The sequence below is a fragment of the Arthrobacter bambusae genome, from assembly GCF_030812595.1.
Classification (GTDB): domain Bacteria; phylum Actinomycetota; class Actinomycetes; order Actinomycetales; family Micrococcaceae; genus Arthrobacter; species Arthrobacter bambusae_B.
In genome coordinates this window covers 253,298-274,670 of sequence record NZ_JAUSSZ010000004.1, presented here as the reverse complement: position 1 = coordinate 274,670, position 21,373 = coordinate 253,298, and the positions used below count along the sequence as shown (strand labels likewise).

At 62.3% G+C, this 21,373-nt stretch carries 18 protein-coding genes; 11 read left to right on the top strand and 7 right to left on the bottom strand.

The window, feature by feature from the left end; genetic code table 11:
* The first annotated feature begins 178 nt into the window (after window positions 1–178).
* A complete protein-coding gene (locus tag J2S96_RS08415; RefSeq protein WP_306861750.1) occupies window positions 179–1,012 on the top strand; it encodes a sulfurtransferase in 834 nt (277 codons plus the stop codon).
* Between the two features lie 122 nt (window positions 1,013–1,134).
* Window positions 1,135–1,836: a hypothetical protein gene (locus tag J2S96_RS08410; RefSeq protein ID WP_306861748.1), complete on the top strand. Its 702-nt coding sequence runs from the start codon at window positions 1,135–1,137 to the stop codon at window positions 1,834–1,836.
* A 54-nt stretch (window positions 1,837–1,890) separates the two neighbouring features.
* Here J2S96_RS08410 and J2S96_RS08405 read toward each other — a convergent pair whose 3' ends face one another.
* The 6 genes from J2S96_RS08405 to J2S96_RS08380 all read right to left on the bottom strand — a co-directional run bounded on the left by J2S96_RS08405 (window position 1,891) and on the right by J2S96_RS08380 (window position 5,747).
* Window positions 1,891–2,658, bottom strand: a complete 768-nt coding sequence (locus J2S96_RS08405) for an SCO1664 family protein (RefSeq protein WP_306861746.1) — start codon at window positions 2,656–2,658, stop codon at window positions 1,891–1,893.
* Window positions 2,658–3,212, bottom strand: coding sequence for a DUF3090 domain-containing protein (locus J2S96_RS08400; protein WP_306861744.1), 555 nt, complete (start codon window positions 3,210–3,212; stop codon window positions 2,658–2,660). Before J2S96_RS08400 ends, J2S96_RS08405 begins: the two co-directional genes overlap by 1 nt.
* Before the next feature lie 24 nt (window positions 3,213–3,236).
* Entirely contained in the window at window positions 3,237–3,929 is a 693-nt protein-coding gene (locus tag J2S96_RS08395; protein ID WP_306861742.1) for a histidine phosphatase family protein, read from the bottom strand.
* 9 nt (window positions 3,930–3,938) lie between these two features.
* Window positions 3,939–4,400: a DUF7793 family protein gene (locus tag J2S96_RS08390; RefSeq protein ID WP_306861740.1), complete on the bottom strand. Its 462-nt coding sequence runs from the start codon at window positions 4,398–4,400 to the stop codon at window positions 3,939–3,941.
* A gap of 110 nt (window positions 4,401–4,510) precedes the next feature.
* The gene (locus tag J2S96_RS08385) at window positions 4,511–5,245 is read right to left on the bottom strand and encodes a hypothetical protein (protein ID WP_306861738.1); all 735 of its coding nucleotides are present in this window, start codon (window positions 5,243–5,245) and stop codon (window positions 4,511–4,513) included.
* A gap of 295 nt (window positions 5,246–5,540) precedes the next feature.
* Complete coding sequence (locus tag J2S96_RS08380; RefSeq protein WP_306861736.1) at window positions 5,541–5,747, bottom strand: hypothetical protein; 207 nt, start codon at window positions 5,745–5,747, stop codon at window positions 5,541–5,543.
* A 367-nt stretch (window positions 5,748–6,114) separates the two neighbouring features.
* Here J2S96_RS08380 and J2S96_RS08375 point away from each other — a divergent pair, with 367 nt between their 5' ends.
* The 3 genes from J2S96_RS08375 (at window position 6,115) to J2S96_RS08365 (ending at window position 10,703) form a co-directional block, all read left to right on the top strand.
* Window positions 6,115–7,890, top strand: a complete 1,776-nt coding sequence (locus J2S96_RS08375) for an ABC transporter family substrate-binding protein (RefSeq protein WP_306861734.1) — start codon at window positions 6,115–6,117, stop codon at window positions 7,888–7,890.
* Window positions 7,891–8,070: 180 nt separating this feature from the next.
* Window positions 8,071–9,612, top strand: coding sequence for an ABC transporter permease (locus tag J2S96_RS08370; protein ID WP_306861732.1), 1,542 nt, complete (start codon window positions 8,071–8,073; stop codon window positions 9,610–9,612).
* Window positions 9,609–10,703 carry an ABC transporter permease gene (locus J2S96_RS08365; RefSeq protein ID WP_306861730.1) on the top strand — a complete coding sequence of 365 codons (1,095 nt, stop codon included), beginning with the start codon at window positions 9,609–9,611 and terminating at the stop codon, window positions 10,701–10,703. Before J2S96_RS08370 ends, J2S96_RS08365 begins: the two co-directional genes overlap by 4 nt.
* Window positions 10,704–10,727: 24 nt before the next feature.
* On the opposite strand, the gene J2S96_RS08360 is transcribed toward J2S96_RS08365, so the two are convergent.
* On the bottom strand, window positions 10,728–11,354 hold the full coding sequence (locus tag J2S96_RS08360) for a PH domain-containing protein (RefSeq protein ID WP_306861728.1): 627 nt from the start codon (window positions 11,352–11,354) through the stop codon (window positions 10,728–10,730).
* 79 nt (window positions 11,355–11,433) lie between these two features.
* On the opposite strand from J2S96_RS08360, the gene J2S96_RS08355 reads away from it, so the two are divergent.
* The 6 genes from J2S96_RS08355 to typA all read left to right on the top strand — a co-directional run bounded on the left by J2S96_RS08355 (window position 11,434) and on the right by typA (window position 21,369).
* Window positions 11,434–13,281, top strand: a complete 1,848-nt coding sequence (locus J2S96_RS08355) for an ABC transporter ATP-binding protein (RefSeq protein WP_370873044.1) — start codon at window positions 11,434–11,436, stop codon at window positions 13,279–13,281.
* A 424-nt stretch (window positions 13,282–13,705) separates the two neighbouring features.
* On the top strand, window positions 13,706–15,388 hold the full coding sequence (locus tag J2S96_RS08350) for a peptide ABC transporter substrate-binding protein (RefSeq protein WP_306861726.1): 1,683 nt from the start codon (window positions 13,706–13,708) through the stop codon (window positions 15,386–15,388).
* A gap of 134 nt (window positions 15,389–15,522) precedes the next feature.
* Window positions 15,523–16,452, top strand: coding sequence for an ABC transporter permease (locus J2S96_RS08345; RefSeq protein ID WP_306861724.1), 930 nt, complete (start codon window positions 15,523–15,525; stop codon window positions 16,450–16,452).
* 7 nt (window positions 16,453–16,459) lie between these two features.
* Window positions 16,460–17,410: an ABC transporter permease gene (locus J2S96_RS08340; protein ID WP_306861722.1), complete on the top strand. Its 951-nt coding sequence runs from the start codon at window positions 16,460–16,462 to the stop codon at window positions 17,408–17,410.
* Between the two features lie 11 nt (window positions 17,411–17,421).
* Window positions 17,422–19,134, top strand: coding sequence for a dipeptide ABC transporter ATP-binding protein (locus J2S96_RS08335; RefSeq protein ID WP_306861720.1), 1,713 nt, complete (start codon window positions 17,422–17,424; stop codon window positions 19,132–19,134).
* A 306-nt stretch (window positions 19,135–19,440) separates the two neighbouring features.
* A complete protein-coding gene (gene typA, locus J2S96_RS08330) occupies window positions 19,441–21,369 on the top strand; it encodes a translational GTPase TypA (RefSeq protein WP_306861718.1) in 1,929 nt (642 codons plus the stop codon).
* Window positions 21,370–21,373 lie beyond the last annotated feature (4 nt).

Sequence of the window (21,373 nt, the reverse complement as noted above, 5' to 3'; positions counted from 1 at the left end):
ACCTCCGTTGGTTTACCGGCTCCTTCTTTAAAGACGACACGGTCGTTGCAACTCCCAAAAAATTCTGGGTGTTGCAACGACCGCTAGAACCAGCCGTGGTGCGTCCCATCCTTCGTGGCTGTCCATATTTTGGGACATCTTTGCTCAGAGTATGGACACTTGATCTAGCCTGCACTGTATGGACGTCAGCCGGATAACCGAAGAAGATCTTCCGCCCTTTGTTGACGCCGCGTGGCTGAAGGCGCACGGAAGCAATGTTGTAACCGCTGATGTTCGCTGGTACCTCGACGGTGCATCGGGCCGTGCATCGTACGACGGTGGACATCTTCCAGATGCGGTGTTCGTGGACCTGGACGCATGGTTGTCGGGCAGTTCCGGACCACACGGGCTGAACCCGCTTCCCGACTCTGAAGTGTTCGCACATGGAATGTCCTCCCTGGGAATCGGCGACGACACGACCGTAGTCGCCTACGACGACGCGGGGGGAGTAATCGCCGCCCGGCTCGTGTGGATGCTGCGTGCGCTCGGGCACAGGGCGGCATTGCTCGACGGTGGGCTCGACGCATGGACGGGACCGCTGGAGACGACGCCCGTGAAGCCGACGCCGGTGACCTTCACGCCGTCTCCGTGGCCTGAGGCACGTCTCGCCCAGCTTGAGGACATCACGGCAGGGGCTGCCGGGATCATCGTCGACGCCCGCAATGCCGAACGCTTCGACGGAAGCCTTCAGCTGCCTACCGATCCCCAAGCCGGACACATTCCTGGCGCAGTGAACGTCCCCTGCCGTGCGAACCTCGCCCCCGATGGACGCCTGCGCCCGATCGCAGAGCTCCGACGAGCGTTTGCGAAGGTTGGGATCGAAGACGCTACTGCCGTCATCTCCTACTGTGGCTCAGGCGTCACGGCCTGCCACAATCTTCTCGCTCTCGAGCATGCAGGACTCGGCCAGGGCCGTCTCTACCCAGGCGGGTGGTCAGAGTACGGAGCCGAGCACCGAGCCGAGCTCGGCTGACTACCGAGCTACGATGCCCACTCGCGCCCGCTGAGCCACCGGCTTACGGACGGCGCGTGCAAATGACGCATATCGCCTGACGCGAACCGTGCGCCCCGGCGCGAACCTGTAAAGTGCGTTTCATGACATTGGGGGATGCAAAACCTACTCGTGCCCGCCGCCCATGGTCGTTCGCCGCGGTGTGCGTCATGGTCGCCGCGGTGGCACTCCTGTTGTTCGGGCTGTCGCAAGTGCCCCCGATCCAGCTTCTGCCCGGGTACATCGCCGCTTACCTGCTGATCGGCGGCTGCATCTTCGGCCCGCTTGGAAAGCTTCCGTCGCCGCGACAAGCCGTGGCGTTCCTAATGCCCGGAGCCCTGCTCGCCGTCGTGGCGGTGCTGAACCTCGGATTCTGGGCCGGCGGATGGCTGCTTGGCCTGCCGGCATGGGGGCTTCTAGTGAGCAAGTGGACGCCGGAGAACCCACTCAAAGTGCTGCAAGTTCTCCAGTTCCTGGGCCTTCTCGTACTGGGTCTCGCGATTTTCACTTTCAACGCAATTTACCCGTTCCCCAGCCTGGGCCTGTTCCTGCTCCCGCTCATCCCTCTCATCCGCCTCGCCTATCGTGAGTACCGACTCAGGCCACTGCAAGCCGCCGTAGAGGTTCTTCTCGGAGCCGCCACCGTCGCGGCCGCCTTCGCGATTCCCACCCCGGAAGGGTCTTGGTCTTCACCCTGGACTCTTGCCGGCGGGGGCGCCACCGTCGGACTAATGATCGCGTTCTGGGCACATGGTCTTCCCCGTCGTTCCCAGACTCGGCAGCTCACCGCCGGTGTGATCGTCTAGCCCAGGCGGGGGAGAACATCCGCCATTCTCAACCCACAGTCACAGAGGAGCCGGCTAGAACAGCGGCCAAGGCACCGCCGGCATCCCACCGCTCGGAGCCGGAAACCGCCCTGCCAAGCGCAACCGGGCGCAGCGCGCGGCGAGCGATGCGATTTCTTCGGCGCTGAGCAAGTCCGCGAGGCTTCGGCCCAGTCCACCGCGCAGTCCTTCGCTGATTCGATCTAGGCCGTCGCGTTCCTCGGTGGTCAGAGTGTCTCCGAGCCATCCCCACAGCACAGTGCGCAGCTTGTGGTCACGGTGGAAGGTGAGCCCATGGTCCACGCCGTGCCGGTGTCCGTCCGCCATGGCAAGAATGTGGTCGCCTTTGCGGTCAGCATTGTTGACGACGACGTCGAACACCGCCATGCGCCTGAGCGCTGGCGAGTCTTCGTGAACGAGGGCGACCATCCGCCCGTTTTCATCTTGCCCCTCGAGAACCTGTTTCCAGCCCGTCTCCGGCACGTCGTCCGTCGCGACCACGTCGACGGGGCTCTGGGCCGGGTCTCGCTCTTGCCAGAGCTGCACCATTCCTTCGCCCATCGGACCATCGCGCAGCCAGGTGTGCGGGACGATGTCCCAACCTAGGACCTGCGAGACCAGGTAAGCGGCCACCTCCCGGTGGGCCAGGGCGCCGTCGGGAAAATCCCATAGCGGACTTTCGCCGGCTATCGGCTTATAAACGACCCTTACGTCGCCGATGCTGCCCAGGAATGTAGCGTTTGAAGCCGTCATGATGCGGCCGGTCAGCCTGAGCTCGGCGGTCACTAGGTCCGGAGCTGGCATCAGATCTCGGGGAAGGTGCAGATGTGTCCGTCGGCGTCTATGGGGTTGCCGCAGAGCGGGCACGTCGGACGCCCGGCGCCCACGACCTCCCGGGTGCGTTTGGCGAATGCGCGGGCGGTGCCGACCGGCATTCGCACCAGCATCATTTCGGATTCGTTAGCGTCGTCCCCATCGAGCGATTCGTCGTTGTCATCAGCATCGAGATCGGTGATGGGGTGGGCCTCTATGACGATCTGGGCCGTGGTTGGGTCCCAACCCAGGCTCATGGCGCCAGCGCGAAACTGCTCCTGAACGGCCTCGAGCTCGTCATTGTCGACTAGTTCAATGGGAGTACCCGTGGGAACGCTGAAGGGGTTGCCCTCGATAGTGATGAGCTGGTCGAGTATTTCGTCGATCTTCTCCGCGAGCTGAGCCGACTGCTGCTTCTCCAGGGCAATGCTCACGATCTGCGTCCCCGCGCGCACCTGCAGGTAGAACGTGCGCGCCCCGGGAAGGCCAATGGTGCCAACGACCACCCGATCAGGCCAGGAAAACTCGTGAACACGTGTAGGCATATCAGTATTTTAGGCACATGAGGTTCATGGCGCCTTTTGCCCTGCACCGCCGCCCACAGGCGCATCGCCAGATTGGATGCCGTTCGCCAGCCACGACAGGTCACCCGCGTCAGTGTTGGTCGCGTAGACGCTCGGCCGACTAGGGCTGTAGCGCACGATCGATACGGAGGCAGGGCCTACGTTAATACGCTGGAACAGGTCGAGGTGCATGCCGAGCGCGTCGGCGAGGATTGACTTGATGATGTCACCGTGGCTCACCGCCACCCACACGGCCCCTGGACCGTGCTCGGCTTCAAATGCGGCATCGTGGCGTCGAATCGATGCCACTGAACGAGCCTGCATCGCGGCCATGGATTCGCCGCCGGGGAAGACGACGGCGGACGGTTGCGACTGCACCATCGTCCACAAATCCTCGCTCGCGAGATCGCTGAGCATGCGGCCTTGCCACTGGCCGTAATCGCACTCGGTGAGATCGGGATCGACCGGCGCGTACGGCGTGCCGGCTTGGCGATCGAGGATGAGCTGGGCCGTTTGCTGACAACGCTCAAGAGGGCTCGACACCACCCCCACTAAGGGCACGGCCGCTAGCCGGTCTCCGGCCAGGGCCGCCTGGTCCAGCCCGACCTGGTCCAGGCTGACGCCGACGGCCCGGCCGGCCAACAGTCCAGTGGCATTGGCTGTGGTGCGGCCGTGCCGCACGAGAATAACTGTCGCCATCCACCTAGCCTAATCACCCGCCCGACGGCGGCGTGAACAGTACAGGGTGTCGCTCAGCAACCGGTCGCTGGCGCGGTCAGGAAGCAGACCCCTCCAGCTCGCGGGGGACGGGAACCCGCCCAACCACTCCCGGGCGTCCTCCACAGAGGTGAAGTATCCATGGGGGCACTCTTGATTCCGCAGTAAAGCCCCGGCCACCACCCGGTCGACCACCGTGGCACCGACCAGCGCCACGGCAGAGACAAACCGCACTCCCAACAGCGTCACTCTCGCCGCGGGACTCATGCACACGTCCACTACCTCGACCAGCATGGGCTGAAGGCTGGCTCCGGTCATTCCCTGGACGGCCGCGACGACAGCATCAGCGTCAGCCGACGACACGTCGGAACCAGGGTTCCACCGCAGATGGAAGACGCCGTCCGCGTCCATTTTCAACGTTGCGTTCGTGCAGCTCAGTGCTACTTCCAGCATGATCTCCCCTTAATCCTCCGATGAGGCTAGCGGGCTGCGCGACAAAAACAGATTTATCGAATAAGAATTTGGCCTCGACCCCAAGGAGAGAACACGAGAGGTTTTGGAGTTTAAGCGCCCGCTGGAACGGGGACCCCACGTTGATTACTCCGGCGTTGTCGGTGGAGAGTCCGCCTCCCGTTCTGGAGGTGCCTGCGAGTGAGCCGAGGATCGCGGCGAGGTGGAAGGCGATAGCGCCCGTGGTGAGCGCGGCGATGTTGCGGCTCCGACCACGCGGTGCCGATCAGAGCCATCAGCAGGAACATCGTCGGAACCGAGTAGTACCAGCCATAGATCGTGGTCCCCACCCTCATGGTGCCGATCTGGAAAGTAAGCACGGTGTAGTTGCCGACCCGGTCAGGGACAGATGCCAGCCCTGCCGCGAGCGAGAGACCGATCGTGACAACGACAATCGCCACCACGGCCACAGTCCAGCCTGCGGACAGGAAAGTGAATGCTGTCCGGCGGGCGATGCCTGCGGTTGCCGTGGAAGGTTTGCGGCGGCCGCGGACACAGAGCATGACCAACGCGACGAGCCCGGCGGCCAGCGGGGTGACGAATCGGACCTCCAGAACGCCCATGCCCGCGTCCGGCCCTATCGCTGTGAGCAGTTGCGGCGTGACCCCCACAATCGAGTACAGGCAACTGACTACCATCGGCACCAAACCGCCGACGGCAGCGAGAACACCGGCCCGGCCGGAGAGCGAGGTGCCGTGTCGCCGTGTCCCCAGCCAGGCGCCGACTGCCAAAACGCCGCCCAGCACCAGCGGTGACAACTCCAGAAGGATAATGACCCACTGCGGCATCCCGGCCTCCGTGTGTATCAGTCAATTGACACGCCGCTTATACGGGTGACGCTGCCGTTAGACGTTCCAGTGGTAGTGGCCGTTTTTGTCGGCGCCTTTGCCTCAGCAGACGTAGGTCCGGCCATTTGCGGCGATGCCTTGCATGCCAACGTCGGCATTAGGACAGAAGGCTCCAGGGATTATTCCTTGGACCGTGTTGGGTGCTGCGGGTTGCGGAGCTACTGGGACAGGATTTGCGGGTGCGGCCGGTGCTGCTGGCGGCGAAGACTAGGCCTGCGTAACGGGGAAAGCGAGACTAATCGGGCGTTTTCGGATACCAAACCACGGTTGCGGTCTCGCCGTCGTCGGACTCACTGGCGGTTTCATCGCCTAGCGGTTGGCCGTGCGCCAAGCCGGACCATTGGTACTCGCCGCCTTGGTGGATCTCCGGGAAGTCCGATACCTCGCCCTCGCTGCGTTCTTTATCGCGGGGACCGCCCTGATAAGTGAATTTCTCGCTCATAGGTCCCAACGTAGACCCCAAGCCCACGTGCGGGTACCCCTGCGCCCGGCAAGCGGCTTGTGCGGTCTCTTCCCGACCTTCTCCGCCGGGAAGGTTTAGTGATGGAGAATTAACCGACATAAGCCCCGATTCGCCTTGAATCGGGGCTTATGTCATATTGGCGCAGATCACGGAAGCACTTGGACGTCCTTCAATGATTGCATCTCGATAACAAACGTTACCGACGGGAAACTTTGCACCCAAACATCCGTTCCGAACGCTAGGCTACTGCTCATGTGAGACGAGCCACAAGCCTGCTGAGGGGATTGTGGCAGTCTGCCGGAGCCAACAGCGCCGGCTTTTTCCACTCAAAAAAATAGGAGGCGGAATGCGTTTCGGACGTACTTCCAAAGCAGTGGGTATTGCGGCAATCGCCGCGATCGCACTGAGCGCCTGTGCCGGCAATTCCGGTGGCAATACCCCATCCACCGGAGCAGCCAAGACGGGTGGCACGGCCACTGTGGTCGAGGTCAACGCTTTCAATACGTTCAACCCCAACACGGCCGATGGCAACACTGATATTAACTCCAAGATCAGCTACGCGACGCACTCGGGCTTCTACTACATCGACAACAAGCTGAATGTCGTCCACAACGACAAGTTCGGCAAGATGGAAAAGGTCTCGGACAACCCGCTGACCGTCAAGTACACCATTAACGATGGCGTGAAGTGGTCCGATGGGACCCCGGTCACCGCAGCGGACCTCCTCCTGCAGTGGGCAGCCTTCTCCGGTTACTACGACGACGCCGATCCGAAAGCCAAGACCGGCACGTCGTACTTCTCCTACGCGGGGGACAACACGGGCCTCAGCCTGACGGACTTCCCGGAGATCAGCAACAGCAACAAGACCCTCACGCTCAAGTACTCCAAGCCGTTTGCTGACTGGGAAATCGTGCTGGGTGGCCCGGGCATTGACGTTCCTGCCCACGTTGTCGCCCAAAAGGCAGGGCTGAAGGACACCCAGGCCCTGATTGACTTCTTCAAGAGCAAGCCGCGCGGCAATCCGCAGGCACCGCTTCCCGCGGACCCGAAGTTGAAGGCAATGTCGGATATGTGGAACACGGGCTTCGACACGAAGACGCTGCCCGCAGACCCAACCCTGTTCCTCTCCAACGGTCCTTACATCGTGAAGAGCATGAACCAGGACCAGTCCCTCACCATGGTCCGCAACAAGGACTACAACTGGGGTCCGACGCCCAGCCTTGACGAAATCACCGTCCGCTACATCGGATCGGCACCGGCTCAGGTCCAGGCGCTCAAGAACGGCGAGGCAGACATTATTGCCCCGCAGGCCTCCGCTGACACCCTCGACCAGTTGAAGGCGCTCTCCAGCCAGGGCGTTACCGTCGACCAGGGCAACCAGCTGGCCTTCGACCACTTGGACCTGAACTTCTCAGGCCCGTTGGCCGACCAGAACGTGCGTACGGCCTTCTTGAAGACTGTGCCCCGCAAGGACATCGTCAACAAGATCATTGGCAAGCTTGACCCGAACGCCAAGCCGCTTGACTCGCAGATCTTCGTCCCGCAGCAGGCTGCTTACGCGGATTCCGTCAAGAACAACGGCTCCTCCGCCTACCAGGACGTGGACATTGACGGCGCCAAGAAGCTCCTCAACGGTGCAACTCCGGAAATCCGCATCATGTACAACAAGGACAACCCCAACCGTGTGGACGCCTTCTCGCTGATCCGCGAGTCCGCTACCAAGGCCGGCTTCAAGATCGTCGACGGCGGCCTGGGCAAGTCCGACTGGGGCAAGGCTCTGGGCAAGGGTGGTTACGACGCCACGATCTTCGGCTGGATCAACCCGGGCGTCGGTGTTTCCGGTGTTCCGCAGATCTTCAAGACCAACGGTGGCAACAACTTCAACCAGTTCAGCAACACCGATGCGGACAAGTTGATGGAAGAGCTCGTAGTCACTACTGACCGCAGCAAGCAGGACGACCTGCAGAAGCAGATCGACAAGAAGATCTGGGACAGCGCGTACGGTGTGCCGCTCTTCCAGTCCGTGAACGTGGATGCCTACAGCGACCGCATCACCGGCGTGAAGCTCATGCCGAACCAGACTGGCGTTTGGTGGAACTTCTGGGAGTGGGCTCAGAAGTAAGACCAAACTCAGCTAGAAATAGCATCAACCGCGGCGCCGGGACCGACGTATCATGGTCCCGGCGCCTTCGGGTTGGTAAACCGGCATATTGTCTGCTTCCCAACGACCTCAAGCGGGGAAGGGGCACGATTCTGCTATAGGCGCCGGCGACCCCGGGCCTGGATTTCGAGGTTCTTCACGATGGTGACCTATATTGTCCGGCGGCTGGTAACCGCCGCACTCATACTTCTTGGAGCATCGTTCCTGGTGTATCTCCTGACAGCGTTGTCCGGAGATCCTCTGGAGGAGCTCCGCACCAGCAGCGCACCCAACCGGCAAGCGTTGATGGACGCGAGAATCAATTTGCTTGATCTCGACACTCCTGCGCCGCTTCGCTATTTCAAGTGGTTGGGAGGCGCTGCCCAGTGTCTCGTTCCGTTCAGCAACGCCTGTAATCTCGGCAAGAACATCTCGGGGCAGCCAATCACCGAGGCCCTCGGCTTTGCCTTGGTTCAGACCCTGACACTTGTCACCGGTGCGACCATCCTTGCGATCCTGATCGGTATTTCGCTCGGAATCGTCACCGCGCTCCGTCAGTACAGCGCCTTGGACTACGGCGTGACTTTCATGGCATTCCTGTTCTTCTCGCTGCCGATCTTCTGGGTGGCCGTACTCCTCAAGGAATTCGGCGCCATCGGCTTCAATGACTTCCTTCGAAATCCGGAAATACCACCGGTTGTGGCGCTTGGAATAGGTGCGGTTCTCGGTATCATCACAGCCGTCGCGGTGGGCGGTGAAACGAAACGCCGGCTGATCGTCGGCGGTTCGGTCTTCGCTGCCGTTTCGCTGATTCTCTTCTACTTCTCGCTGACACAGTGGTTCCGCAATCCGGGCTTGGGCCCGGTCATCATCGCGATCATGGGAGCGGGAATCGCTGTCGGCGTGACCATCCTGGTTTCCGGACTCAAGAACCGCAAGGCACTGCAATCGAGCTTGATTGTGGTCGGCATCGGCGTCATTGCCTACTTTGCCGTCCAGCCGTTGCTCAACGAGGCGACCGGACTCATGATCTTCCTCCTCGCCATCGCCGCCATCCTCATTGGTGTGGCCGTCGGTTACTTCATGGGCGGATACGACCGTGGACAGTCCATGCGCGCCGCGGGGCTAACCGCCTTCCTCGTGGGCGCCCTGGTGGTTGTCGACAGATTCATGCAGGCCTGGCCGGAATATTTCAACAACAGCCGCGTACGCGGACGCCCGATCGCCACGATCGGAGCAGGAACCCCGAATATTCAGGGCGATTTCTGGATCATGTCCACTGATACCTTGACCCACCTGGTCCTGCCGACGATCGCCCTGATCCTTGTGTCATTGGCCAGCTACACTCGATTCACCCGGTCGTCGATGCTCGAGATCATGAACATGGACTACATCCGGACGGCGCGAGCCAAGGGCTTGAGCGAACGTTCGGTCATCATGGGCCACGCCTTCAGGAACGCGCTCATTCCGATCGCGACAATCGTCGCCTTCGACATCGGTGCCTTGATTGGTGGAGCCGTCATCACCGAAACCGTCTTTTCCGTTCGCGGCATGGGTTTCTTGTTCATTGACGGACTGCTGCACACGGACCCGAACCCGGTGATGGGTGTGTTCCTGTGTGTAGCCATCACCGCCATGGTCTTTAACCTGATAGCGGACCTCGCGTACTCCGCACTCGACCCTCGCGTAAGGATCAAAGCATGAGCCAGCCAACCCAAGAGGACGAACTCCTCGCGCAACAGGCGCTCTCAGAAGCTGCAGCCACCCAAGCAGGCAGCGAAGTCACCAGCGGCCTGAGCCAGGGACAGATTGTCCGCAAAAGGTTTTTCGGCCACACAGGCGCCCTCATAGGACTCGCGGTGTTCGCGCTCATCTTCCTGCTCGCTTTCACTTCAGTGGGCGCCTTCGGGATTCCCGGGTGGTGGAAATACAACCACGTTGACGTCTCACCGCTCGTGAACGACGGCGCCCCAACCTCATCATTGTGGCCAATCGCCTGGGGCGAGCATCCGTTCGGCCAGGACCGGATTGGACGCGACCTGTTTGCCATGACCATGCGCGGCGCCCAACAGTCCATCACGGTCATGGTCCTGATCGGTGCCATTGCAGGTGCGATCGGTGCAATAGTCGGCGGACTTGCCGGCTATTTCCGAGGCTGGGTCGAAGCCGTTCTCATGCGCCTCACCGACGTCATCATCATCATTCCGTTGCTGCTCCTCGCCGCGGTCGTGGGCCAGATTGCCAACCGCCGGGATGAGGGCAGCTGGTTGAACGGATTCGCCGCCAACAACGGCGTCGTGATTCTGGGCGTCTTCCTCGGATTCGTCAGCTGGGTCGGCCTCGCACGTCTTGTCCGAGGCGAGTTCCTGACCCTCCGCGAACGCGAGTTCGTCGACGCGGCCAGAATCTCCGGCGCCTCCAACGCCAGGATCATCTTCAAGCACATCCTTCCGAACGCCGTCGGCGTGCTGATCGTCAACGTGACGCTGACCATGTCCGCGGCGATCCTGCTCGAGACCGCCCTTAGCTACTTGGGCCTCGGCGTGAAGGCGCCCGACACCTCGCTGGGTCTGTTGGTTGCGCAGAACCAGGAAGCCTTCGCTACACGGCCGTGGCTCTTCTGGTTCCCCGGCCTGTTCATCATCCTCATCTGCTTGAGCATCAACTTCATCGGAGACGGCCTGCGGGACGCTTTCGATCCGCGGCAGAAGAAGTTCAAGGCAAAGACCGCGGTCGAAACCACGCGCCATTCCAGCACGACGGCGCCCGTTGCCGATGCGCCGAAAGGCAGCTGAGTGCTACCCGTCCGGGAAATCCTCCTAGAGGAAGAGCGCCCAGTAACTGGCGGCGGCCAAGGCGATGGTCGCCGCTATCCGGAACCATCCGACGTCGACCTTCACGGAAGCGTCCTCGGCCCGGCCGGGTTCTACGCGGCCGGCCTCGACGAGGTCCTGCCAGCGGGTGCGTACGAGGAGCGCTGCAGCGCCGGAATCGGTGTTCTTGAGGTCTCCGGGGCGAACCGAGCTGGCGGGACCGTAGGTGGTCCCCGGGAGTCCTTTGAGGTGCTCGGGGCGGGCGTTCCGTCCGCCCCAGATTCCCGGTGCGGGGGCGGCCCACGCCGCGTACTTCTTGCGGGGCGTCACGAGCGTGAGGGCGTAACGGGTATCAACCTGCACCAGGGCGTCCCAGGGAACATCGAAGGTCCGGAAGGGATTCTCCAGCGCGACGCCGGAATCCCGGACCAGCACTACCGGGCGCCAGAACAGCAACCACCCAAGGAACGCAACGAAGAGCAGGGGAGTGGTGCCCGGAAGGGCGCGCGGCCCGGCTGCCACCAGCGTTACAACCACTCCGAAAACCGCAACGGCCCAGCAGATCCAAGCAAACAACTTGCTGGTGCGGGCCTTGAAGATTTCGACATTTCCGGCATACGGCTCTCTGCTCATGCCCCTAATAATTCAGGATTCCGGGCTACTTCACTAATCACCCCTTGGAGGGTGGCCCGGGTGGAAGGGAAGACCCAACATGACTGACAACGCCAGCCCCGAACCGGAGCCTACCCACCTCGAAACCGAGTCGGACAGGAGCCCGCGGGGGGCCATGGTCCTGGAAGTACGCGATCTCAGCGTCGACTTCGGTGTCGACAAGAAATGGGTCCCGGCCGCCATCGGCCTGAACTACGAGGTCAGGGCCGGCGAGGTCCTCGCGATCGTCGGTGAATCCGGCTCCGGCAAGAGTGCCAGTTCCATGGCCTTGCTCGGACTGCTGCCCAGCAACAGCCGGGTCCGGGGGAGCGTGAAGCTCTCAGGCAAAGAGTTGCTGGGTGAAAAGTCGGGCAACATCCGGGAGGTCCGGGGCAAGGATGTCGCCGTGATCTTCCAGGAGCCTATGACTGCACTCAACCCGGTGTACACCGTGGGTGCGCAGATTGTGGAGACGCTCCGGCTACACAACTCAATCTCCCCTGACGAAGCAAAGCAGCGGGCAGTGCGCATGCTCGAGCTCGTGGAGCTCCCGGACCCGGAGAAGGCCTTCAAGTCCTATCCGCACCAGCTCTCGGGCGGCCAGCGGCAGCGAGCCATGATCGCGCAGTCATTGTCCTGCGATCCCAAACTCCTGATCGCTGACGAACCCACCACGGCCCTGGACGTGACTGTCCAGGCCGAAATCCTGGATCTGATGCGTAACCTGCGCAACAAGCTGGACAGCGCCATCGTCCTGATCACCCACGACATGGGCGTTGTCGCCGACCTCGCCGACCGTATTGCCGTGATGCGCAAGGGCGTCATTGTGGAGAGCGGCACTGCGCAACAGATCTTCAGCAACCCGCAGCACGAATACACGCAAGCTCTCCTGGCCGCTGTTCCCCACCTGGGACAGGGCGCCGACAGCGCCGACGTCGACGTCACCGCGGCATTGGCTGCCGCAACCAACTCCGAGCTGGAATCGGTTGAGCACGATGAGCTGGTCCGTCGGGAGCGTGAAAACCGGCTTGCCTTGCAGGCTGCGGCCGAAGAAGCCGCCAAGCCACAAGCCAATCCCGTACTCGAACTGGTCGACGTGGCGATCGAGTACCCAAAGCAGGGACGGGTTCCCGCGTTCCGTGCCGTGGAAGGGGCCAACCTGGTGATCTACCCCGGCCAGGTGGTAGGCCTTGTCGGGGAGTCCGGATCGGGCAAAACGACCATCGGTCGCGCCGCCGTCGGGCTCTTGCCTGTGGCCGCCGGCAGCATGCGTGTGGTGGGGCAGGACATTTCCGGAGCAAAGCGGAATGGGAAGCAGCTGCACGAAGTGCGCCGCGACATCGGGATGGTATTCCAGGATCCCTCGTCCTCGCTGAACCCGCGATTGCCCATCGGGGAAAGCATCGGCGAACCGATGTACCTCGCGGGGGTCGCGAAGGGAGTCAACCTGCAGAAACGGATTGAGACCCTTCTGGACCAGGTGGAACTGCCGCGCGACTACCGCAACCGCTATCCGCATGAATTGTCGGGCGGCCAGAAGCAGCGCGTGGGAATTGCCCGGGCACTGTCCCTGCAGCCCAAGCTCATGGTCGCAGACGAGCCGACGTCGGCACTGGACGTTTCGGTGCAGGCAAAGGTCCTGGAACTCTTCCAGAACCTGCAGAAGGAACTGGGATTTGCGTGCCTGTTCGTCACCCACGACCTCGCCGTGGTCGATGTGCTTGCGGACCGGATCTGTGTGATGCAGCGGGGCCGGATCGTTGAGCAGGGCACCCGTGAACAGATCCTTCGCAATCCGCAGGAGCCCTACACGCAGAGGCTGCTGGCAGCGGTGCCGCTTCCGGATCCCGAGAAGCAGCGCGAGCGTCGCGAACTGCGCGCCCAGCTCATGGCTGCCGGTATCGAGTAGCAACCCGGAGACGTTCCCAGCGGCACGCAGTTCCTGCCCTTAACCGCAAAAGAGTCCCTTTGGCCGTCGGCCGACGGGGCTCTTTTTCGTGGTTGATTGAGGCGCTGGGCGGGCCTCTCGCTCACCTTCGGTGTGCCCGAAAACCCCTGAATTCCGCGGAAAATCAGGGAACATCCGTAGGGAGTCTAGCAAGGAAGCGGCCTTTTCGTGAAATGACTGCTTCATTTACTTGAAATGACTGCTTCATTACTAAAGCTGTCAAGAGCACACTTCGATGGTCATGCCAAGAGGATTCCGCATTTCGGACATGGTGTGGTTAGGATTACACATCCATGTAGGCCACATCACAGGAGAATTCTGTGCCTGGCCGCGAGGGCAGCCATGAATTGCCCCGACCCATCCCCCTGAATCCATAGGAGGCGGAATGCGTTTTTCGCGCACTTCCAAAGCTCTTGGCTTGCTGGCAGTGGCCGCTCTTGCCCTCACCGGATGCGGCAGCGCCGCCTCCGGAAGCAACAGCCCGACCGCTGCCGGCGATCCGAACAAAATCATCACCGCATACAGCAATGAACCCCAGCACCCCTTGCTCCCGTCCAACACCAACGAGGTGTACGGTGGCCGCGTTGTCGACCTCCTGTTTGAAGGCCTGACCAGCTACGACGCCAACGGCAAGTCGGTGAACGCACTCGCGGAATCCATCGACACGAGCGATGGCCAGAACTACACCATCAAGGTCAAGAAGGGTACCAAGTTCACCAACGGCGAGGCAGTAACCGCCAAGAGCTTTGTTGATGCCTGGAACTTCGCAGCCCTGAGCACCAACGCCCAGGCCAGCAGCAGCTTCTTCGAATCCATCGAAGGTTACGACGCAGTCAGCGCCACCACGAAGACCAAAGGTGCCGACGGAAAGACCACGTCGACTCCGGCGCCGACCGCCCAGACGATGTCCGGCCTGGTGCTGAAGGACGATTCGACCATCACGGTCAAGCTGGCCCAGCCCGAAGCCGACTGGCCGCAGCGCCTCGGTTACTCCGCCTTCATGCCGCTTCCGGCTGACGCCCTCAAGGACCCGAAGGCCTTCGGCGAAAACCCCATCGGCAACGGTCCTTACAAGATGGCCGCCAAGGGTGCCTGGCAGCACGACAGCCAGATCGCCCTCGTCAAGAACCCTGACTACCAGGGCACGCGCATGGCCAAGAACGGCGGTGTGACCTTCAAGTTCTACACCGACCCGGCACCGGCTTACACGGACGTCCAGGCGAACAACCTCGACGTCACCGATGTCCTGCCGACGAACGCGCTGAAGACCTACACCACGGACTTCCCGGACCACAACCTGAACAAGGCCTTCGCCGGCAACGCGACCCTGAACATCCCGAACTACCTTCCGGAGTTCCAGGGCGCTGCAGGCCAGCTGCGTCGCCAGGCCATTTCCATGGCAATCAACCGCGATGAAATCACCAAGGTTGTCTTCAACGGCACCCGCATCCCGGCGAAGGACTTCACGTCTCCCTCCATCGATGGCTACAACGCCAACGTGGCTGGCTCCGACGTCCTGAAGTTCGACGCCGCGAAGGCCAAGGACCTGTGGGCCAAGGCAAACGCCATGAGCCCGTGGCCCGCCGGCAAGGTTCTCCAGCTTGCGTACAACACCGATGGTGGCAACAAGGAATGGATCGACGCTGTTGCCAACAACCTGAAGAACAACCTCGGCATCCAGGCAGAAGGCCAGCCCTTCGCGAAGTTCGCCGAGATCCTGAACCTCCGCACGGCCAAGACCCTCCCGGGCTTCACCCGCGCCGGTTGGCAGGCAGACTACCCGTCGCTGTACAACTTCCTCGGTCCGCTTCTGAAGACCGGTGCCAGCGCCAACTACGAGGGTTACAGCAACCCCGAGTTCGACAAGCTGCTGACCGAAGGCTTGGCCTCCAAGTCCACGGACGACGCCAACAAGAAGTTCACCCAGGCACAGGAGATCCTCTTCAAGGACCTTCCGAACCTGCCCCTGTGGTACCAGGCTCGCCAGGCTGTTTGGAGCCAGAACGTTAGCAACGTCGACTCCGGCTGGAACGGCGTCCTGCTGTACTACAACATCACCGCAAAGTAGTCCTCTGGACTTTGTTCCAAGCTCGCTAGCGCATGGGGGCCCGGCCGCAAACCGGGCCCCTCTGCGCTTGCTCCAGCACGAAAGCTGTCCCACATGAATCCCGTTAATTCCAAGAGCGCTCAGGAAGCCTTGCTGTGATCCAGTACATCCTCAGGCGTTTGCTGCAGGTCATCCCGGTCTTCCTGGGAACCACCCTGCTTGTTTACTTCATGGTCTTTGCCCTTCCCGGCGACCCCATCCGCGCCTTGTTCGGCGACCGGCCGCCCAGCGAGTCCGTCATTGCCGCGCTGCGCCAGCAATACAACCTCGACCAGCCATTCTGGGTCCAGTACGGACTGTTCCTCAAGAACCTGTTCACTTTCAACCTCGGCGTGGACTTCACCGGCCAGCCGATTTCCGCCACCCTCGGACGTGTCTTCCCCGTCACGGCAATGCTTGCTATCGAAGCGCTTGCCATCCAGGCCGTTTTCGGCGTGGCCTTCGGCCTGATTGCCGGCCTGCGCAAGGGCAAGCTTTTTGACTCCACCGTGTTGGTTGCATCCCTCGTGGTCATCGCAGTTCCCACCTTCGTCCTGGGCTTCGTGCTCCAGCTCGTCGTCGGCGTGCAGCTCGGCTGGGCCAAACCGACCGTCGGCGCCAACGCCAACTGGGGGACCCTTATCCTCCCGGCTGCGGTTCTTGGCCTCGTGTCCTTTGCTTACGTGCTGCGCCTGACCCGCGCCTCGGTGATCGAAAACATGAACGCAGACTATGTGCGCACGGCAACTGCGAAGGGGCTCTCCCGCCCTCGCGTGGTCCTGGCCCACATCCTGCGAAACTCCATGATTCCCGTGGTCACCTACCTGGGTGCCAACCTGGGTGGCTTGATGGGCGGTGCGATCGTCACCGAAGGCATTTTCAACGTGCCAGGTGTCGGACAGAAGCTCTACCAGGCAGTCATCCGCAGCGAAGGCCCCACTGTCGTTGCCATCGTGAGTGTGCTGGTACTTGTTTTCGTTGCCGCCAACCTCTTGGTGGACCTCCTTTACGCCTGGCTTGACCCCAGGATTCGCTATGAAAAGTAGATCCGTTATGAAAAGTAACCGTCAGATCGAGCACTATGTTGCCCCCATCGACGAGACACCGCTGCTGGCGACCGATACCCTCAAGATCGACGCAGCACCCCTGAGCCTGTGGGCGGACGCCTGGCGGAAGCTCCGCCGTCGGCCGCTCTTCATCATCTCGGCGTTCATGATTCTGCTGCTGCTCGTCGTCGCGTTCTTCCCGGGCCTGTTCACCCAGACGGCCCCGAACGACAACTGCCAGCTGGGAGACTCCCTCGCGGGCCCCTCGGCCGGCCACCCCCTCGGGTTCACCTTCCAGGGCTGCGACATCTACTCCCGCGTCATCCACGGCACGCAGGCGTCCCTGACGGTCGGCGTCGTCTCCGTCATCTTCGTCCTCATCATCGGCGTGACGCTGGGCGCGCTGGCCGGCTTCTTCGGCGGCTGGATCGACACCGTCATTGCACGCATCGGCGACATCTTCTTCGCCCTGCCCTTGGTCCTCGGCGCACTGGTTGTTACCCAGCTCCCCTTCTTCCGCGAGAACAAAAGCGTATTCACCGTGGTCATGGTCATCGTGATGCTCGGCTGGCCGCAAATGGCCCGCATCACCCGCGGTGCCGTGATCGAGGTCCGCAACGCGGATTTCGTCACCGCAGCACGCTCGCTCGGTGTCTCCAAGATCGGCACCCTGGTCCGCCACGTCGTTCCGAACGCGCTTGCGCCGATCATCGTCCTGGCCACCATGGAGCTTGGCGTCTTCATCGTCACGGAGGCAACGCTGTCCTTCCTTGGCATTGGCCTGCCCGGCAGCATCATGTCCTGGGGTAACGACATTTCCGCGGCGAAGGACACGTTGCGCACCAACCCCGAGGTGCTGATGTACCCCGCAACCGCACTGTCCATCACAGTCCTGAGCTTCATCATGCTTGGCGACGCGCTGCGTGACGCCCTTGACCCCAAGAGCCGCAAGCGATGAAGGAGGCAATCATGACAACGTCCAACATCACCATCGACGAAGCCGGAACCGAAGAGCGTCCGCTCCTGGAAATCCGTGACCTCGCGATCTCCTTCCAGACGGCGAGCGGCGAATTCCAGGCCGTCAAGAACGCGCACCTGACCATCATGCCCGGCGAGACCGTCGCCATCGTGGGGGAGTCCGGTTCGGGAAAGTCGACGACGGCGCTTGCCGCCATTGGTCTCCTGCCGGCGAACGGCAGGGTTTCGGGCGGCCAGATCCTCCTGGATGGGGAGGACATCTCGAACGCTTCGGAAAAGCGGATGATCGAGCTTCGTGGGAACACCATCGGAATGGTCCCGCAGGATCCGATGTCCAACCTCAACCCGGTGTGGAAGATCGGCTCCCAGGTCCGCGAGACACTGCGCGCCAACGGCAAGCCGAGCGCTCCTGCCGACGTCGCCCGCGTCCTCGGGGAGGCCGGCCTGCCGGACTCCGCACGCCGCGCCAAGCAGTACCCGCACGAATTCTCCGGCGGCATGCGCCAGCGTGCCCTGATCGCGATCGGCCTGTCTTGCCAGCCTCGGCTCCTGATCGCGGATGAGCCGACGTCGGCCCTGGATGTGACTGTGCAGCGGCAGATCCTGGACCACCTCGAAACCATGACGGCGGAACTCGGTACGGCAGTCCTTCTGATCACCCACGATCTTGGCCTGGCCGCCGAGCGTGCGGACAAAGTGGTGGTCATGTACCGCGGCAACGTAGTCGAGGCCGGTCCTTCCCTCGAATTGCTCCGTAACCCGCAACACCCTTACACCCAGCGGTTGGTGGCCTCTGCGCCGTCCCTGGCTTCCCGCAGGATCCAGGCCGCCAAGGCTGAAGGAATCGAGACGGAAGAACTGCTGGCGCCCGCCGAAGCCGTGGCCGAAAAGGCATTGCCAGACGACGTCCTGAAGGTCGAGAGCCTGAGCAAGGTCTTCAAGCTGCGCTCCGGCATCGGCAAGGCGACGGACTTCACTGCGGTGGACAACGTCTCGTTCAACGTCAAACGCGGGACGACGACGGCGATCGTGGGGGAGTCGGGTTCCGGCAAGTCCACTGTGGCCCAGATGGTCCTCAACCTGCTCGCGCCGACATCGGGGCGGATCGTGTTCGACGGCGTGGACACTTCCACCTTGAACAGCCGGGAAATCTTCAAGTTCCGGCGCCGCGTCCAGCCGATTTTCCAGGACCCGTACGGCTCGCTCGACCCGATGTACAACATCTTCAGGACCATCGAGGAACCGCTCCGGACCCACAAGATCGGTGACAAGGCCAGCCGCGAGAAGAAGGTCCGGGAACTCCTGGACCAGGTGGCGCTTCCGCAGTCCACCATGCAGCGGTACCCGAACGAGCTCTCCGGCGGCCAAAGGCAGCGCGTCGCGATCGCGCGGGCGTTGGCTTTGGATCCCGAAGTGATCATCTGCGACGAGGCGGTCTCCGCCCTGGACGTCCTGGTGCAGGCCCAGGTACTGAACCTCTTGGCCGAGCTGCAGTCCAATCTCGGACTGACGTACTTGTTCATCACTCACGACCTTGCCGTCGTGCGGCAAATCGCCGACCATGTCTGCGTGATGCAGAAGGGCAAGCTGGTGGAAACGGGCAGCACTGACGAGGTCTTCGATTCGCCGCAGCAGGACTACACCAGGGCCCTGCTGCACGCGATCCCGGGTGCCAGCCTGATGCTGCCGCCCGTGGTGGCCTGACAGGCCTGGAGTCCGTCCGCTGAGCGCCAGGCGGACATAGGCGAAGAGCCGGTACCACCCCCGTGGGGGAAGTGGTCCCGGCTCTTTGCTGTTTCCGGCGAGGTCCGAAATCGCCGCCCATCATGCCACCTGTTGTGATGAATGGCACATTTTCGCGGCGTTGAGGGTGATTTTTAGGCCAATAAATACCACAGCGCTTAGACTCTAGGAAGGTGCCCTGTGTCAAAGGGGCTAATCCGTCGTGCGTTCCGGTTGGAAATGTCGCGATACAACAGCTGACTTCACCACTGAATCGAGCCATTACGCATGTCTGAAACCACCACCAACACCGCCGCGGCCACTGCTTCGCGCAGTGATCTGCGCAACGTCGCGATTGTGGCCCACGTTGACCACGGCAAGACCACCCTGGTCGACGCCATGCTCAAGCAGACCAACTCCTTTGCCGAGCACAACCACCTGGAAGACCGCGTCATGGACTCCGGTGACCTGGAGCGCGAAAAAGGCATCACCATCCTCGCCAAGAACACGACGGTTGCCTACAACGGTCCGTCCTCCAATGGCGAGACCATCACCATTAACGTGATCGACACCCCCGGCCACGCCGACTTCGGTGGCGAGGTGGAGCGCGGCCTGTCCATGGTTGACGGCGTGGTCCTCCTGGTTGACGCTTCCGAAGGTCCGCTGCCCCAGACCCGCTTCGTGCTCCGCAAGGCCCTTGCCGCGCACCTGCCCGTCATCCTGCTCGTGAACAAGACCGACCGTCCCGACGCCCGCATCGAAGAGGTTGTCCACGAGTCCATGGACCTGCTCCTTGGCCTCGCTTCCGACCTCGCGGACGAAGTTCCGGACCTGGACCTGGACAAGATCCTGGAAGTACCCGTGGTCTACGCAGCCGCCAAGGTCGGCCGCGCCTCCCTCGACCAGCCGGCTGACGGCTCGGCACCGGAAAACGAAGACCTCGAACCTCTCTTCAAGACGATCATCGAGCACATCCCGGCCCCGACCTACAACCCGGACGGTGTCCTGCAGGCACACGTCACCAACCTGGACGCTTCTCCGTTCCTCGGCCGCCTCGCACTCCTGCGTATCTACAACGGCACCCTCCGCAAGGGCCAGACCGTCGCTTGGGCGCGCGCCAACGGCGAACTCAAGAACGTCAAGATCACCGAGCTCCTGGCCACCAAGGCACTGGAGCGGGTTCCGGCGGAATCTGCCGGCCCGGGCGAGATCGTTGCCGTAGCCGGTATCGAGGACATCACCATTGGTGAAACCCTGACCGACGCCGAGAACCCGCAGCCGCTGCCGCTCATCACGGTGGACGACCCCGCCATCTCCATGACCATCGGTATCAACACCTCCCCGCTGGCCGGCAAGGTCAAGGGTGCCAAGGTCACGGCCCGCCAGGTGAAGGACCGCCTGGATAAGGAACTCATCGGTAACGTCTCCATCAAGGTGCTGCCGACTGAGCGTCCCGACGCCTGGGAAGTCCAGGGCCGTGGCGAGCTCGCTTTGGCCATCCTCGTGGAGCAGATGCGCCGCGAAGGCTTCGAACTGACGGTCGGCAAGCCGCAGGTTGTCACGCGGACCATCGACGGCAAGATCCACGAGCCGATGGAACACATGACCATCGACGTCCCCGAAGAATACCTCGGCGCCGTAACCCAGCTCATGGCTGCCCGCAAAGGCCGCATGACCAACATGGCGAACCACGGCACCGGCTGGTGCCGCATGGAATTCATCGTTCCCGCCCGTGGCCTCATCGGTTTCCGGACGAAGTTCCTCACGGACACCCGTGGCGCCGGCATCGCCTCCTCGATCTCCGAGGGCTACGAGCCGTGGGCCGGCCCGATCGAATACCGCACCAACGGTTCGATGGTCGCTGACCGCGCCGGCGTTGTTACCCCCTTCGCGATGATCAACCTGCAGGAACGCGGTTCCTTCTTCGTGAAGCCCACGTCCGAGGTCTACGAAGGCATGATCGTGGGCGAGAACTCCCGCGCCGACGACATGGACGTCAACATCACGAAGGAAAAGAAGCTCACCAACATGCGGGCAGCTTCGTCGGACTCCTTCGAGAACCTGACCCCGCCGCGTGAACTGACCCTCGAAGAGTCCCTCGAATTCGCCCGCGAAGACGAGTGCGTCGAGGTCACGCCTGAAGACATCCGTATCCGCAAGGTGATCCTTGACGCCAACGAGCGCGCCAAGGCCACCCGCGCACGCGCCAAGGTCTGATCCT

What these genes read in the sequence shown, in the direction of transcription:
- J2S96_RS08415 (WP_306861750.1), top strand. Translation starts at nt 179, where the DNA reads ATGGACGTCAGCCGGATAACCGAAGAAGATCTTCCGCCCTTTGTTGAC.
- J2S96_RS08410 (WP_306861748.1), top strand. Translation starts at nt 1,135, where the DNA reads ATGACATTGGGGGATGCAAAACCTACTCGTGCCCGCCGCCCATGGTCG.
- J2S96_RS08405 (WP_306861746.1), bottom strand. Translation starts at nt 2,658, where the DNA reads ATGCCAGCTCCGGACCTAGTGACCGCCGAGCTCAGGCTGACCGGCCGC.
- J2S96_RS08400 (WP_306861744.1), bottom strand. Translation starts at nt 3,212, where the DNA reads ATGCCTACACGTGTTCACGAGTTTTCCTGGCCTGATCGGGTGGTCGTT.
- J2S96_RS08395 (WP_306861742.1), bottom strand. Translation starts at nt 3,929, where the DNA reads ATGGCGACAGTTATTCTCGTGCGGCACGGCCGCACCACAGCCAATGCC.
- J2S96_RS08390 (WP_306861740.1), bottom strand. Translation starts at nt 4,400, where the DNA reads ATGCTGGAAGTAGCACTGAGCTGCACGAACGCAACGTTGAAAATGGAC.
- J2S96_RS08385 (WP_306861738.1), bottom strand. Translation starts at nt 5,245, where the DNA reads ATGCCGCAGTGGGTCATTATCCTTCTGGAGTTGTCACCGCTGGTGCTG.
- J2S96_RS08380 (WP_306861736.1), bottom strand. Translation starts at nt 5,747, where the DNA reads ATGAGCGAGAAATTCACTTATCAGGGCGGTCCCCGCGATAAAGAACGC.
- J2S96_RS08375 (WP_306861734.1), top strand. Translation starts at nt 6,115, where the DNA reads ATGCGTTTCGGACGTACTTCCAAAGCAGTGGGTATTGCGGCAATCGCC.
- J2S96_RS08370 (WP_306861732.1), top strand. Translation starts at nt 8,071, where the DNA reads ATGGTGACCTATATTGTCCGGCGGCTGGTAACCGCCGCACTCATACTT.
- J2S96_RS08365 (WP_306861730.1), top strand. Translation starts at nt 9,609, where the DNA reads ATGAGCCAGCCAACCCAAGAGGACGAACTCCTCGCGCAACAGGCGCTC.
- J2S96_RS08360 (WP_306861728.1), bottom strand. Translation starts at nt 11,354, where the DNA reads ATGAGCAGAGAGCCGTATGCCGGAAATGTCGAAATCTTCAAGGCCCGC.
- J2S96_RS08355 (WP_370873044.1), top strand. Translation starts at nt 11,434, where the DNA reads ATGACTGACAACGCCAGCCCCGAACCGGAGCCTACCCACCTCGAAACC.
- J2S96_RS08350 (WP_306861726.1), top strand. Translation starts at nt 13,706, where the DNA reads ATGCGTTTTTCGCGCACTTCCAAAGCTCTTGGCTTGCTGGCAGTGGCC.
- J2S96_RS08340 (WP_306861722.1), top strand. Translation starts at nt 16,460, where the DNA reads ATGAAAAGTAACCGTCAGATCGAGCACTATGTTGCCCCCATCGACGAG.
- J2S96_RS08335 (WP_306861720.1), top strand. Translation starts at nt 17,422, where the DNA reads ATGACAACGTCCAACATCACCATCGACGAAGCCGGAACCGAAGAGCGT.
- typA (WP_306861718.1), top strand. Translation starts at nt 19,441, where the DNA reads ATGTCTGAAACCACCACCAACACCGCCGCGGCCACTGCTTCGCGCAGT.